General features: G+C 59.6%; 13 protein-coding genes. 3 read left to right on the top strand and 10 right to left on the bottom strand.

Annotated features, from left to right (window positions below; all coding sequences use genetic code 11):
* Positions 1-21 precede the first annotated feature (21 nt).
* Both mnmA and cysK read right to left on the bottom strand, forming a co-directional pair.
* Positions 22-1,101 (bottom strand): tRNA 2-thiouridine(34) synthase MnmA, encoded by a 1,080-nt coding sequence (mnmA, locus tag ACZO0A_RS06465; protein WP_252261391.1) that lies wholly within the window; start codon positions 1,099-1,101, stop codon positions 22-24.
* Positions 1,102-1,293: 192 nt separating this feature from the next.
* A complete protein-coding gene (cysK, locus tag ACZO0A_RS06460) occupies positions 1,294-2,226 on the bottom strand; it encodes a cysteine synthase A (RefSeq protein ID WP_302376001.1) in 933 nt (310 codons plus the stop codon).
* Positions 2,227-2,491: 265 nt separating this feature from the next.
* Here cysK and ACZO0A_RS06455 point away from each other — a divergent pair, with 265 nt between their 5' ends.
* The gene (locus tag ACZO0A_RS06455; protein WP_291230652.1) at positions 2,492-2,923 is read left to right on the top strand and encodes an RrF2 family transcriptional regulator; all 432 of its coding nucleotides are present in this window, start codon (positions 2,492-2,494) and stop codon (positions 2,921-2,923) included.
* 80 nt (positions 2,924-3,003) lie between these two features.
* Here ACZO0A_RS06455 and gltX read toward each other — a convergent pair whose 3' ends face one another.
* The 8 genes from gltX to ACZO0A_RS06415 all read right to left on the bottom strand — a co-directional run bounded on the left by gltX (position 3,004) and on the right by ACZO0A_RS06415 (position 12,530).
* Positions 3,004-4,446: a glutamate--tRNA ligase gene (gene gltX / locus ACZO0A_RS06450; RefSeq protein WP_302376000.1), complete on the bottom strand. Its 1,443-nt coding sequence runs from the start codon at positions 4,444-4,446 to the stop codon at positions 3,004-3,006.
* Between the two features lie 233 nt (positions 4,447-4,679).
* Complete coding sequence (locus ACZO0A_RS06445; protein ID WP_302492519.1) at positions 4,680-4,871, bottom strand: DUF6019 family protein; 192 nt, start codon at positions 4,869-4,871, stop codon at positions 4,680-4,682.
* A 71-nt stretch (positions 4,872-4,942) separates the two neighbouring features.
* Positions 4,943-6,232 (bottom strand): GTPase HflX, encoded by a 1,290-nt coding sequence (hflX, locus tag ACZO0A_RS06440; RefSeq protein ID WP_302375998.1) that lies wholly within the window; start codon positions 6,230-6,232, stop codon positions 4,943-4,945.
* Positions 6,229-6,807, bottom strand: a complete 579-nt coding sequence (locus ACZO0A_RS06435) for a GNAT family N-acetyltransferase (RefSeq protein WP_215690925.1) — start codon at positions 6,805-6,807, stop codon at positions 6,229-6,231. Before ACZO0A_RS06435 ends, hflX begins: the two co-directional genes overlap by 4 nt.
* 9 nt (positions 6,808-6,816) lie before the next feature.
* Positions 6,817-8,271: a lipopolysaccharide biosynthesis protein gene (locus ACZO0A_RS06430; protein WP_302375997.1), complete on the bottom strand. Its 1,455-nt coding sequence runs from the start codon at positions 8,269-8,271 to the stop codon at positions 6,817-6,819.
* 114 nt (positions 8,272-8,385) lie between these two features.
* Complete coding sequence (locus ACZO0A_RS06425; RefSeq protein WP_215690931.1) at positions 8,386-9,699, bottom strand: surface carbohydrate biosynthesis protein; 1,314 nt, start codon at positions 9,697-9,699, stop codon at positions 8,386-8,388.
* Positions 9,700-9,864: 165 nt separating this feature from the next.
* Complete coding sequence (locus ACZO0A_RS06420; RefSeq protein ID WP_302375996.1) at positions 9,865-10,809, bottom strand: hypothetical protein; 945 nt, start codon at positions 10,807-10,809, stop codon at positions 9,865-9,867.
* 224 nt (positions 10,810-11,033) lie between these two features.
* Complete coding sequence (locus ACZO0A_RS06415; protein ID WP_486846163.1) at positions 11,034-12,530, bottom strand: MBOAT family O-acyltransferase; 1,497 nt, start codon at positions 12,528-12,530, stop codon at positions 11,034-11,036.
* Between the two features lie 133 nt (positions 12,531-12,663).
* Between ACZO0A_RS06415 and ACZO0A_RS06410 the strand changes: the two genes are divergently transcribed.
* Entirely contained in the window at positions 12,664-13,983 is a 1,320-nt protein-coding gene (locus tag ACZO0A_RS06410) for a TrkH family potassium uptake protein (RefSeq protein WP_291208888.1), read from the top strand.
* 121 nt (positions 13,984-14,104) lie between these two features.
* Positions 14,105-14,776, top strand: coding sequence for a potassium channel family protein (locus tag ACZO0A_RS06405; RefSeq protein ID WP_215690939.1), 672 nt, complete (start codon positions 14,105-14,107; stop codon positions 14,774-14,776).
* The last annotated feature ends 38 nt before the right edge of the window (positions 14,777-14,814 follow it).

The following is a 14,814-nucleotide window of genomic DNA, read 5'->3' as shown; positions in this document are numbered from 1 at the left end:
CTTTGGGGGAAGCCTCGCTCTTTACAAAATCGTCCCCCCGCCGACGACCACATCCCCATCATACAGTACCACTGACTGGCCGCGGGTGATGGCGCGCTGGGGTTCGTCAAAGACGACCTTGACCAGGCCGTTGTCCAGCGGGTAGACCGTGGCAGGCTGCTCCACCTGGCGGTAGCGGGCCTTGGCCTTTACCCGCATCGGCGCGGTCAGCTCGGGAATCGAGATCCAGTTGAAATCGTCGGCGATCAGCGTTGTGGTGAACAGTGCGCTCTCGGGGCCGACGGTGACAGTGTTCTTCTCCATGTCCTTGCCGCAGACGTAGACCGGTGCACCCAGCGCCAGCCCCAGACCCTTGCGCTGGCCGTTGGTGTAGCGCACCGCGCCGTGGTGGCGGCCCACGACCTTGCCGTTCCTGTCAATAAAATCGCCGTCCGGGTAATATTTGCCGGTGTAGCGCTCCATAAAGCCGACGTAATCGCCATCGGGTACAAAGCAGATATCCTGGCTGTCATGCTTGCGGGCGTTGCAAAAGCCCTGCTCCTCGGCAATTTTGCGGATGGAGGGCTTGTCCATGCCGCCCAGCGGGAACTTGGTGTGGGCCAGCTGATCCTGCGTCAGCACGTACAGAACGTAGCTCTGGTCCTTGTCGGCGTACAGGGCCTTTTTCAGCAGCCAGCGGCCGGTGTCAGGGTCTTGCTCTATGCGGGCATAGTGGCCGGTCACAACGTAATCCAGGCCGTTCTCCCGCGCAAAGTCCAGCATCTTGTCAAACTTCATCGTGCGGTTGCAGTCGATGCAAGGGTTCGGCGTGCCGCCCGCCTCGTAGGTGGCAATGAACTTGCCGATGACCTTCTCGCGAAATTCCTCAGTATAGTTCACGACCTGGAAGGGAATGTCCAGCTGGAATGCCACATCGGCGGCGTCCTCCACATCCTGGGCTGAGCAGCAGGTGTGGAAGCCGCTCTGGCCCAAATCTTCATTCTGGTACAGCCGCATGGTCGCGCCCATGCAGCGGTAACCCGCCTTTTTCATCAGGTAAGCGGCAACCGTGCTGTCCACGCCGCCGCTCATCGCAATCAGCGCACCGGGGGTAGTAGTCATGGAAAACCTCCTTGTATAAAAAATGTGCAGCACAAAACCGTGCTGCACATTGAAAATTGTTGAGTTGTAGGGGCGGGGCATACTCCGCCCGCGGCCTTGCCCTGACAGAGCATTGCCGGGAAAGCTGAGGGCCGGACTCCACTTTGTATGCAACAGTACCCTTATTATAGCAAAGGTTTCCTGTTATTGCAATCAGTCCGCGAACAGCGGGGTGGACAGATAGCGGTCGCCGGTGTCGGGCAGCAGGGCCACAATGGTCTTGCCCTTGTTCTCGGGGCGCTTGGCCAGCTGGATGGCAGCCCACAGCGCAGCGCCGGAGGAAATACCTACCAGCACGCCCTCCTTGTGGCCGACCAGCTTGCCGGTGGCAAAGGCGTCCTCGTTGGCAACGGGGATGACTTCGTCGTAAACCTTGGTGTTCAGCACGTCAGGTACAAAGCCGGCACCGATGCCCTGAATCTTGTGCGCACCGGCGGTGCCCTTGCTCAGCACAGGGGAGGTGGCAGGCTCGACAGCCACGACCTTGACGGCGGGGTTCTGGCTCTTCAGGTACTCGCCAACGCCGGTCACGGTGCCGCCGGTGCCGACACCTGCAACAAAGATATCGACCTTGCCGTCGGTGTCCTCCCAGATCTCGGGGCCGGTGGTGCGCTTGTGGGCGTCGGGGTTGGCCGGGTTCACAAACTGGCCGGGCACAAAGCTGTTGGGAATCTCCTTCGCCAGCTCGTCAGCCTTGGCGATAGCGCCCTTCATGCCCTTGGAGCCGTCGGTCAGCACCAGCTCGGCACCGTAGGCCTTCATCAGCTGGCGGCGCTCCACGCTCATCGTCTCAGGCATGACGATGATGATGCGGTAGCCGCGGGCGGCGGCGACGGATGCCAGGCCGATGCCGGTGTTGCCGGAGGTCGGCTCAATAATGACGGAACCGGGCTTCAGTTTGCCAGTGGCCTCGGCGTCATCGATCATCGCCTTGGCAATGCGGTCCTTGACGGAACCGGCGGGGTTGAAATATTCCAGCTTGGCCAGGATCTTGGCGTTCAGTCCTTCGGCGGCTTCAATGTGGGTGAGTTCCAGCAGGGGGGTGCGGCCGATCAGCTGGTCAGCGGAAGTATAAATCTTGCTCATGGTAGTTTCCTCCATCGTCATTTCTGTTTATTTACAATGTTACGGTTTTTACAGCGTGTGACGGCGACATCGCGCGTATGGTGCAAAACCCTTTCGCATATCAATTCATACCTTTCTTATAGGTTGATAGGATTGTACAACATATTTTCCCATTTGTCAATAGGGAAATAGGGAATTTTGGCAACTTTTTTTGCGGCAAAGGGGTTGCTATCCTATTTACCAACTTGTATAATAGGAAATAAGAAAACGAAGGAGCAAAAACCAAATGATGATTTCAACGAAAGGCCGTTATGCGTTGCGGGTCATGATCGACATTGCCGAGAACCAGCACGACGGCTACATCCCCCTAAAAGAAATTGCCGCTCGGCAGGAAATTTCAGAAAAATACCTGGAGGCCATCGTCAAAAGTCTGGTCAAAGCGCGTTATCTGACCGGCCTGCGGGGCAAGTCCGGCGGCTACCGCCTGACCAAAACGCCCGGGGAATACACGGTGGGGAATATTTTACGCCTGACCGAAGGGAGCCTGGCCCCGGTGGCGTGTTTAGGACAGAACCCGGTGGAGTGCCCCCGCATGGTGGAATGCCGCACCCTGCCCATGTGGCGCAAGCTGAACACGATGATCAACGACTACTTTGACGGCATCACCCTAGCCGACCTGGTCAACACCGCCCAGCCGGGGAATGATTATGTGATTTAAAAAAAGGAGTTATACCCGGCGCATGGGTATAACTCCTCTTTTTTATTGCATCGCCGGGGCAAGGGAAAACTACTGTTCCTTTACAGCTTTCCCAGTGCGTCCTTCACGCGTTTTAGGGTTTCTGCCTTGCCCATCATGGCGGCCAAATCGGTGCCGCCGCCCGGGGTGCGGGCCTTGCCGGACAGGGCAATGCCCAACGGGAACAGCAGCCAGCCGTTCTTCTTTTCCATCTGCTCGGCCAGCGTCTTGCAGGCCTCAAAGATCGCATCGCGGGTCCAGTCGGTCTGGGCTTCCAGCACCGGCAGCAGGGCGGTCAGGGCCTCTTTGGCGGACTCGGGCGTCGTTTTCTGCTTCTTGTTGCGGTACATCTCGGTATCGATCGGCAGCACGGCGTCAAAGAAGTCCAGCTGCGGCGGGATATCCTCCAGCACCTCGCAGCGGGGCTGCAAATTGGCGCAGAGCAGGTCGCGGTCGATGTCGCAGTGAACGGCACTGTCGATGAACGGGTCGGCCAGACGGCGGAACTCCTCGGCAGGCAGGGCGCGGATGTAGGCGGCGTTGATAGCGCGCAGCTTCAGCGGGTCAAAGATGGCGGGAGACTTCGAGATGCGGGACGGATCCCAGATCTTGATCATTTCATCCAGGCTGAAGATCTCCTGCTCGCCCTCGGGTGCCCAGCCCAGCAGCAGCAGATAATTCAGCACGGCGGCGGGCAGGTAGCCCTTCGCCACCAGGTCCTGATAGCTGGCGTCGCCGTTGCGCTTGCTCAGCTTGTTCTGCGCGTCCTTCATAACGGGCGGGCAGTGGATGTAAACCGGTTTTTCCCAGCCGAAAGCGTCATACAAAAGGTTATACTTCGGCGTCGAGGACAGATACTCGCTGCCGCGGATGACGTGGGTGATGCCCATGAGGTGGTCGTCCACGACATTGGCAAAGTTGTAGGTGGGCATACCGTCGGTCTTGATCAGAATCTGGTCGTCCAGCTCCTTGACATCGACCTCGATGTGGCCATAGACAACATCGTCAAAGCCCGCCATGCCGCTCTCGGGAATTTTCTGGCGGATGACATACGGCTCCCCGGCGGCCAGCTTGGCGGCGACCTCCTCGGCGCTCAGGCTGCGGCAATGCCCGTCATAGTGGGTCATCTCGCCGGCGGCGCGCTGGGCCTCGTGCATCTCGTTTAGGCGCTCCTCGGTGCAGAAGCAGTAGTACGCTTTGCCGGCCTTGACCAGTTGCTCGGCATATTGCTTGAACATGCCCATGCGCTCGCTCTGGACATAGGGGCCGACAGGGCCGCCGATGTCGGGGCCCTCGTCCCAGGTCAGACCGGTGGCCTTCAGCGTGTTGTAGATAATGTCGGTGGCGCCCTCGACCAGACGGCCCTGATCGGTGTCCTCAATGCGCAGGATAAAGGTGCCGCCGTTGTGGCGCGCCTGCAGATAGGTGTACAGTGCGGTGCGCAGGTTGCCTACATGCATATAGCCTGTGGGGGACGGCGCAAAGCGGGTACGAACATTTGCCATAGTGATTTCCCCTTTTTCTAAGTTGCGTAAGTAGTTTTATTATAAGCGCATCGGCATTAGGTGTCAATGCGGAAGGCGAAACTGGAAAGTAGAGTTTAAAATTAAGAGTTTAGATTTGGTGTACCCGCCGCGCGGGCACATTTTTACAATAAGGCGTAGGGCGGGGTGCCCCCACCCCGCCGGGAAAGCCGAGCCGCTGCGGCAGCCTCCGTGTCGGCTCGGCAAACTGGAAGTTATTGATTTTCTGAATCCAATCCAAGCTCTTTCAGTTCTTTTTCGTTTTTGATGTCTTCATCAGGTTTCTCTCCGGTGATAGCACTGTATGCTTCTTTAATACCATTTTTCACTGCCCACTTGATAACAAAATACAGCGCAATTAAAATAACGATTGCAGTTCCACCGCTGATTCCTAGTTCAATCCACATAATAATATTAATGCCTCCGATTTCATAAACTCCGATTTGTCCGTCTTACACCAGCCAAACCTCCCGCGGCATCATACCAAAAACGCCTCAAACCGGTGCAGGTCGTCAATTTTCACGGTGGCGCGGTAAAAAACGCCCTCCTCGCGGTATTCCTCCTCGGCGACGCTGCCGCGGCTGCGCAAGATATCGGCCAAGGCCAGCTTGTCATAGGGCAGCACGACCTCAATGGTGCGGACGCGGTGGTTCAGCACCTCGTCGATCTTCGCCAGCAGCGCGTCCAGGCCATAGCTGGTCTTGGCGCTGGTCAAGAGGATATCCGGGTCAAAGGCCACGGCGTTAGCGACGTCGCACTTGTTGTAGACCACCAGCTGGGGGATGCCATCGCAGTCGAGGCTGCCCAAAACTTCATCGGTCACGGCCAGCTGTTCGGCGGCCTGGGCGTCGCCCGCGTCGGCGACCTTGATGATGACATCGGCGAACGCGGCTTCCTCCAGCGTTGATTTGAACGCCTCCACCAGATGGTGCGGCAGGCGGCTGACGAAACCGACCGTGTCCACCAGGATGATTTGCAGCCCGCTGGGCAGCACCAGCTTGCGGGCTGTGGGGTCCAGCGTGGCAAACAGCATATCGGCCTCAAAGATCTGCTCGCCGCACAGGGCGTTCAGCAAACTCGACTTGCCCACGTTTGTGTAGCCGACCAGCGCCACCACCGGCACGTTGTTTTTCTGCCGTGCCCGGCGGGTCTCGCCGCGGCGCTTTTCCAGCTCTTTCAGGCGGCCTTCCAGATGCTCAATGCGGTGGTGCAGGTGGCGGCGATCCAGCTCCAGCTTTGTCTCACCGGCACCGCGGCGGGCACCGCCGCCGCCCCCGCCGCCGCCGCCCTGGCGGCTCAAACTCTCGCCCAGGCCCTGCAGGCGCGGCAGCTGGTAGCGCAGTGTGGCAAGCTCGGTCTGCAATTTGCCCTCGTTCGTGGTGGCGCGGGCGCGGAAAATTTCGAGGATCAGCATCGTGCGGTCCAGCACTTCGACTTGCAGTGCCGCCGACAGGTTGCGGATCTGGCTGCCGGTCAGCTCACCGTCAAAAATCGCGGCGGCTGCGTTTACGTTCTGGCAGACAAGCCGCGCCTCGGCGACCTTGCCCTCGCCCAGCAGCGTGGCGGCCTCGGGGGTCGAGCGCTTCTGCACCACCTCGGCCACGGCGTCCATACCGTTGGCGTCGGCCAGCGCCCGCAGCTCGTCCAGGCTGCGGGTCATATCGTACTTACCCTGGTCCAACGCCAGCAGCACTACCGGCAGTTTCTCGGCGTCGGTGGTTTTCTGGGCAGTGGTGCCAAAGTCTAATTCAGTCGTGTTATCGCTCATAATTCCTCTTTCAAAAGATGGTACGCACGGCAGGGGACCGGCGTGCCGTCAAACTTGCGGTCGGTCACGTCATGGTCGTAGACAAAGCCTGCCTTCTCCAAAACGGCGGCGCTGGCAATGTTCTCGTTGGCGTGTACGGCGGCCAGCCAGTCAGCCCCCACCGTGTCAAACCAGTAGTCCCGCACAGCGCACAGGGCCTCGGTCATGTAGCCCTTGTTCCACCACTTGCGGCCCAGCGCGTAGCCGACCTCCCAGGGGGCACCCAGGCGCTCGGTGTTCAGGTGCCAGCCGGTTTTCAACATCGGGGCAGGGCACAGGCTGATGGTCCCCATCAGCACCTCCGAATGCTTGTCGGTGATGCCCCACTGGTAAAACTTCGGGTCGTTGTAGTGTTTTTCCCACTCATTCAGCGTTTCGGCAGTCTCGCCCCAGCTGCGGTGGGCGTTCCAGCGCAGGTACTTCGTCACCTGCTTGTCGCGGGCCCAGTTGTTGTACATCATTTCGCTGTCATCGATGGAAAGCTGCCGCAAAACTAAGCGTTCCGTCGTCAATTCCTGTGTGCCGCAATGTTTCATGGTTTCGCCTTACTTTCTGTGGAAGATGCTGCGCAGGATGCCAAGGCCGATGCCCCAGAGCTTGGCGAGCTGTGCACGGTAGAGGGTGCAGTAGATGAACAAAATCACACCTACCAGCGCAAATTTTATAATAAAATGCTGCCACAGCAGCGTGCCGATGGCTGTGACCGCGAACGCCAGCAAAAAGCCGGAAATCGTCTTGGCATAGCTGGCAACGGTGCGGTAGTACATCTGGCCTGTGACGCTGCGGTACAAAAACGCAATGCCGTTGCTGGCGGCCAGGGCCAGCGCTGCGCCGGTCAGCCCACAGGCGGGTACCAGCACCGCGCACAGTCCCAGGTTGGACAGCGCCCCCAGCCCGATGCCGATGGTATCATGCCACGGTTTGCGGGCAATCGAGTTGCCGTAGACCGTGCCCTCGCACAGAATGTTGAAGACGACGGCCAGCATCAGCAGCGGGAAAATGGCGAGGCACCCGCGCTTGTCGGGGAAAATCACGAACACGATATCCTCGAACATGACCAGCATGCAGAAGAAGCTGAAGATCAGCAGGTTCAAAACGTCATGTACGCGGCAGATGCGCTCCTGCTCCTCGCGGTAGTGGGCGTAGACATAGGGGCCCCAGTAGGTGGAAAAGCCCGCCTGGATGGCCGTGACCAGCTGCGCCAGGCTGTACCCGAAGGCAAACAGGCCCTGCGCATTCTCGCCGCAGGCGTTGCCCACAAAGGAAAGGCAGATACCGCTGGACAGGCTGAACAAGATCTGGGCCGGGGCCAGTGCCACGCCGTAGGGCACAGTCTGGCGGGCAATGCCGCCCAGCTGGCTGGCGGGCAGCGGCGCAAACACAGCGCTGCGGTACTTGTACCCGAATGCAATGGCAACCACGCCAAAGCTTAAAATGGCCGCCACGGCCAGGATAAATACGTTGGAGGTGAAAAAGCCCGGCAGCAGGTAGAACAGATTGTAGCAGCCCTGCATCCAGAGTGTTTCAGCCGTGTAGGCGCGCAGGTCGTTTTCCAGGCGCAGCAGCACGTTCAGATACCGCACCAGCATATACAGCGCCGCATTGATGAACAGCAGCGGCACGATGCCGGGGCCTGCCGACCCCAGGCCGAAGGCCGCCGCCAGCGGCTGGGCAAAGAACACGCTGCCTGCGACACCCAGCAGCACCATGAACGACGCCGAAATGCGGGTGCAGGCTGCGAACAGCTGGCGCGGCTCGGCCCCGGCGGGCGGCTCATGGTAAAAGCGCAGCAGCGCCTGATCCAGGCCCAGGATGCCGATGTTCATGAGGGTGGCCGTGTAGGTCATGAAGGTGACCGGCGCACCCAGGACCTCGGCGGGCAGCAGCCCCTTGACGATGAGCGCCAGCCCGGTGATGGCGAAGCCTAAATAGGTCGCCACCGAGTATTTCATCACATTCCCGGCAAAGGATTCACCGGAGGTTTTTTTCTGGTCTGACATGATTATTTGTCCTGTCGTAGAGTTGTAGGGGCCGGGTATGCCCGGCCCGCGGCCTTGCCATTACTGCGCGTCTGCCGCACTGCGGAGGGCCGGGCATACCCGGCCCCTACATGCTCAGCGGACGAACGGCTTAATGCGTTCCGTCATTGCTGCCACCTGTTCCGGCGTTACATGGGCTTTGTCCACATACCCATAAATGCGCTGGGCAAAATTGGCCAGCGGGGGGCAGAAGGCAAACACCTTTTTCGGCTCCCAGCCGTGGCGGTAGAGGAAATGCACCCCGGCCAGCGCACAGAACTTTACCTTATTAAAGTGCGGCGTGAAGCCTTCGCCCATCGGCTCGTCCCGGGGCGGGTTCTTGTATACATCCTCCAATAGGTCGGCCATCCTCTTGTAGGCGGGCGTATCGCTCGGGTCAAAATAGCCCTCGATAACGTCCTTTGCAATCGGGAACGGCGGTTCCGGCGCGGCCATGGCGGCGGCAAACTCGCCGCAGGTCGTCACATAATGGGCATCCTTGTAGATGACCGGGTCGTACTCGTGCTCAATGGGCACCGGGCGCAGGATGTGGCAGCTCTTGCCGGCCATGTATACCTCGGCGATGGCGGTGCTCATCCAGATGGAAATAGAGTCTGCCGCCACGATCCACTGCTTGACCGAGTCGGCAAAAATGACATGGAAGTTCGGCCGCTTCTTCGCCAGTTCTTCCAGCGCGGGGCTGTTCCACTCGCTGGGGTGGCGGCGGTAGACCAGCTCGACCTCGGGATGCTGACCTAAATATTCATCGAACCAACGCAGTGTCTCCTTCATCGAGACACGGTTCGTCTTGGCAAAGCCGGTAAAATCGGTGCCCGCCATCTTGGAAAGCTCGGCGACCTCGTCGTCATTCATGCTGGCGTAGCCGAAGCTGGAAATATACAGGTGCAGCTGCTTGGCCGGGTCCAGGCCGAACTCTTTGCACAAGGTCTGTTTGTCTTTAAAGTAGCCGTCAAACTCCGGCCGCAGAAAGTCCATCATGACTGCGCCGGTGACAGGCGTGTTTTTGGCGTCCATGCCGTGGGCCTGCAGGCGGGCGGCGGTGCGCTTGCCCCAACAGGTCTGCACGCAGCGTTTGGCGTTGCCGTTCATATTGAACCAGTCGCCCTCCTCCTGCGTGTCGGAAAGCATCTGCTCCCAATGCAGGTTGACGATCTTGTTGCATTTGCCGATGTTGTTGTAGACATGGCTGTTGATGGCCTCGTTGTCATACATACAGCTGGCGACGAGCACTTCCGGCTTGTCCTTACCGAACAGCCGCAGGTGCTTCGGGTCCAGCAGCTGGCGGATCTCCACCGTGTAACCACGGCGTTCCAGCTCGAGCTTCAAGAGCAGGTCGCTCTCATACTCGCGGACGGTATGCTCGTATAAAATCAGGAAATCTAGTGCCATTGATAGCAACTCCCATGCAAAGTAAGTTGTAGGGGCGGGTGCTTGCATCCGCTCGTGGGGCGTCGGGGACGCCGCCCCCTACAAATGAGGATGCCCCTTTGTCCGGTGGATGTAGGGCGGGGTGCCCTCACCCCGCGGCGGCATGGGGGCATGCCGCCCTACATGTCAACCTGCAATATCGTTAAACAACTCTTGTGTCCAAACCGGCAGGCCGTACTTTTCATCCAGATGGAAACCGTCAAAAAACTGCGTGTCATCGTCGGTGATAGCGCTGCCGCCCCACTCGTAATCCAATAGGGTAAAGCCGCATTCTGCGGCCCAGCCGGTCAGCTGCGGCAGCACGGTATCCTGCATCACATCGGTGATGCCGAACACGTCACAGACCTCGGTGCGGACATTATCAGCCATCGGAGGCAGAACCACGATGAGCCGCACACCCTCGGCCTGGCAGCGCCGGGCCAGCGTGTGCAGGCGGTCGAATTGCTCAGTGTTCAGCGCCCAGCTTTTGCAGCGGGGCGTGATGGTGGCGGTGTAGTCATATAATTTGCGGTGCAGCGGCAAAACCGTGCCATCGTCGGCCAGGTAATCCGCGTCGGTCCAGTCCCCGGACTCGATGGTGTCCGGCGTGCCGCGCAGCGTATCCATGGCCACGGTCAGGGCATTGACGTTGTACTCCAAATTGAAGCAGTAGGCCAGCGGATTGTTCAGCGTCTTTTCCAGCGTGGCAAAGCGGTCGGTGTTGTACCCGGCGTTCAGCGTGTAGAACGAGACTTCCACCAGCAGGGTGTCAACTTCGCGGCCGGAATCCAGCACATAGTCCGCGAGGTCGAGGGTTTCTTTCAGCGACGCGCCGCCGAAGGCGAGATTCTGCCAATTCCGGCCGGAAAGCTCGTCCACCAGCGCCATATCAAAATGCGCCAGGCGGCTGTCACCCAAGATCAGATTCGTGCCAGACTCCTGCTGGTAGGCCCTTACCCGCGCCACCGGCTGGCTGGACGAAGCGGAGACTTTCAGCCCGAAGTAGTTGTTAGGCTCAAAGGCAACGAAGAATGCGAACCAAAGCAAAACTGGAATCATCAATAATGCAAGTTTTTTTAGGATATTCTTCATGGGCGGAAGCCTCCTTTCGTTAAAATGGCTTCCCCCTCGGGGGAAGCTGTCAGCGGCTTGTCCGCTGACTGATGAGGGGCGAGTTTGCCGCGGCGACCCATTCATGGGCAATCGCGGTACATACGCCCCGCACCCGGCGCTGCGGCGCCACCTGCTCCCCCTCTGGCGCTACGCGCCACCTCCCCCGTATCGGGGGAGTCTGTCCCTTGGGGGAAGGCGTGGGGTTAAAACCCCGCATACATACCGAATCCGCTGTTCCCAAATCCACCGCTCTGCATGATGTACCCCACCAGCAAAGCGACGACCAGGGCATAATACACGGCCCAGCGGTGCTTCTCGCCCGCCAAACACACCTCGGCGGGCTTGTTCTTATAGGCAAACGCCCGGCGGGTGTCGAGGTAGAACGCCAGCGCCAGCACCAGCACCACAAAGACATAGTACGCCGCCACCATAATGGCGTTGGCGTAGAATCCATTAGACGCAGCAGCGTACAATTCGCTGCCAAACCGCGCGGGTGACCAGCCCAGGAAGCAGCGGCTCAGGTAGGCAAACGCATCCCCCACGGTCAGCGGCGCGGCGGCGGGGGCGGACCCCACGCGGAAGAACACCATGCTGATGCACCACAGCACAAACACCCCGGCCCGCTTGGCCCACAAAACGCGGGCGGGCGCTTTCTTTTTGGGCTTGCCCAGGCGGCGGTGCAAAAGCTCCTCGCCCAGGCGGTAGCAGGCCTGCAGCAGACCCCAAACCACAAAGGGCAGCGTGTTCCCATGCCAGAAACCCGACACAAAAAACACCGTAAACACGCACACCTCGGCGGGCAGGCGGGTCAGCCTGCCCCCGGTCACGCCGGACATATCCGCCCACGCCAGCGGCATGAACAGATAATCCTGCAGCCAAGACGAAAAGCTAATGTGCCACCGGCTCCAGAACCCGGAAAAATTCGTGGCAAAAAACGGCGTCTTGAAGTTTTCAGGCAGCTCCAGGCCCAAAAGCAGACCCACGGCCCGCGCGACCTCGGAGTAGCCGGAGAAGTTGAAATACAGCTGGAACGTGTAAAACACGGCGGCCAGCACCAGCATCGGCCCGCCGTAGCTGCGGTAATTCGGGAACACCTCGTCCACCAGCAGCCCCAGCACGTCGCTGACAGCCACCAGCTTAAACAGGCCCAGCGCCATGAGCCGCAGCGCGCGCACAGTGCGGTCGGTGTCAAAGCGGTGCTCCTGCTTAAACTGCGGCAGCAGCGCCCCGGCGCGGCAGATAGGCCCCTGAGTGACGGTGGCAAAAAAGTTCAAAAACAGCGCACAATCGATGAAATTTGTCTCGACCTCGCAGTCGCCCCGCGCAGTGTCGATCAGGTAGGCAATGGCCGCAAAGCTGTAAAAGCTGATGCCCAGCGGCATGGCCACGGCCTGCCAGCCGCCCTCGCTGGCGAACGCGCCGTTATATTTGAAAAAGGCCAGAATCGCCAGCAACCCGATAACGCCCCCGCGCAGGAACGCAGTCTTGTGGGCGCTGCTGCGGGCCGCCATGCCGCGCCCGCACAGGTAGGTGAACACCGCAATCGCGATCGTCACGCCCAGCATCGACGGCATGGCCAGCGCGTAGAAAACCCAGCTGGCCGCCAGCAAAAACGCGCTCTGCCAGCGCTGCGGCAGGTGCAGGTACACCGCGGCCACGACCAGCAGAAAACCGAAAAATCCAAAACTTTGCAGGCTCATGGCCACACCTCCCCTTTATAATCAGTAATAACTTATTATACATGATTTGCCGTGGGTACGCAAGTGGGTTGTTGTGGTGCAGCGTGATTTGTGCTATACTATCGGTAAAGCTAAATTTTTGCCGGAGGCCGCTATGTCCTACATCCGCAGCGCAATCTCAAAATTTTTAAAGACCCAGCCCCCGGCGCGTATCATTGCGCTGGGCTTTGCACTGCTGATTTTGTGCGGTGCGGCGCTGCTGATGCTGCCCTTTGCGGTACACCCGGGGCTGCACATTGCCCCGCTGGACGCCCTGTTCACGGCTACCAGCGCAGTTTGCGTCACGGGACTTGTGGTGGTGGATACCGCCGACACCTTCAGTATGTTCGGCCAGGTCGTCATTGCGGTGCTCATTCAAATCGGCGGCTTGGGTGTCGCATCCATCGGCATGGGGCTGGCACTGGTGACCGGGCGGCGCATCAACTTAAAGGGCCGCTCCCTCGTGCGGGAGGCACTGAACGTGGAAAGTCTGGACGGCATGGTCCGCCTTGTCCGCGCGGTGCTGCTCATGACCCTGATTTGCGAAGGCGCGGGCGCGGTGCTAGGTTTCCCGGCGTTCGCCGGCAACCATATGCCGCTGCAGGCGGTGTGGCTGAGTATTTTCCACTCAATCGCTTCCTTTAACAATGCGGGTTTTGACGCGCTGGGCGGTGGCACAAACCTGATACCCTACCGCGGCGATGTGCTGCTGAATATCGTCACCGACGCGCTTGTCATCGTGGGCGGCATCGGCTTCATGGTCATTCTGGATGTGGGACGCTGCCGGGGCAATTTTCGCAAAATGACCTTCCACACCAAGGTCGTGCTGACGACGACGGCAGTGTTGCTGTTCGGCGGCGCGGCGCTGCTGCAAATCACCGACCATCTTGACTTTATGACGGCGTTTTTCCAAAGCATGACGGCCCGCACGGCGGGTTTCTCCACTGTGGATCTTAGCGGCTTGAGCAGTGCGGGCCTGTTGGTCATTATGGTGTTGATGTTCGTGGGTGCGTCGCCAGGGTCCACAGGCGGCGGCATCAAGACGACCACCTTTTTTGTGCTGATGCAGCAGGTGCGGTCGATCTTCTCCAAGCGCCGGCTGGGCGCATTCCACCGCCGCCTGCCGGACGGCTCACTGGCAAAGGCTGCCACCATCACCTTGATGGGCCTGATCGTTGTGAGCTGCGGTACCTTCGCGCTCTGTATTTTGGAGCCGGAGACGGATTTCCTGCGCCTGCTGTTTGAGCAGGTGTCGGCGTACAGCACAGCGGGGCTTTCCACCGGCATCACGGCGGGGCTGCGGGCCGGCAGCAAAGCAGTGCTGATTTTTACCATGTTCATCGGCCGCGTGGGTGCGGTGACGCTGCTCTCCCTCTGGGTTGAGCGCCCCGAACCCAGCGCCCATTACACCGAGGAAACCATCACGATTGGGTAAACGGCGCGGCGAGGTGAGGGCACCCCGCCCTACAAATACGGAAAACCGTGTGCCGTAGGGAGGCATGCCCCCATGCCGCCGTGGACGCTTGCCGCAGCACATTCAGAAAGGTATTGCCGCTATGTTTGACAAAAAGAAAAATTCTGCCGAAAGTTACGGCGTCATCGGCCTGGGTCGGTTTGGTACGGCGCTGGTCAAAACGCTGGCTGCCGCGGGCAAAGAGGTCATCGCCGTGGACAAGGACGAAGCCAAGGTCAAGGCCGTGCGCGGCTACACCGATTACGCCTTTGTCATCGATGAGCTGGACGAAGTATCACTGAAAGAAACCGGGATGCAGAACTGCGGCACCGTCACGATCTGCATTGGTGAGCAGGTGGATGTCAGTATTCTGACTACGATGCTTGTCACGAAGCTGGGCGTGCCTCACGTTATTTCCAAGGCCGCCAGCGAGGTCCACGGCGAAGTGCTCAAGCGCCTGGGGGCCGAAGTCGTCTACCCCGAGGCTGACATGGCCGTGCGCATCGGCAAGCGGCTGATCTCGGGTAATCTGCTGGATTACATTGCCCTGGGCGACGGCGTCGAAGTGCGGCGCATTGCCGTGGGCGGCAAGATGCTGGGCAAAAGCGTCCGCCAGCTGGATGTGCGCAAAGTCTACGGCATCAATATCATCGCCGTGGAGCACGGCAACCAGACCAATGTGGAATTTGCCGCGGACTATACCTTTAAGGAGGGGGACAGTGTGGCGGTAATCGGCAAGGTCGGGAAGATCGATAAGTTTGAGAAGGAAATATAAAGAAGGCCCCCCCTTGACAAGGAAGGTTTTGTTCCCCT

The organism is Gemmiger sp. (assembly GCF_057431175.1).
The sequence above is the reverse complement of the archived record's forward strand: the minus strand, read 5'-3'. Positions and strand labels throughout refer to the sequence as shown.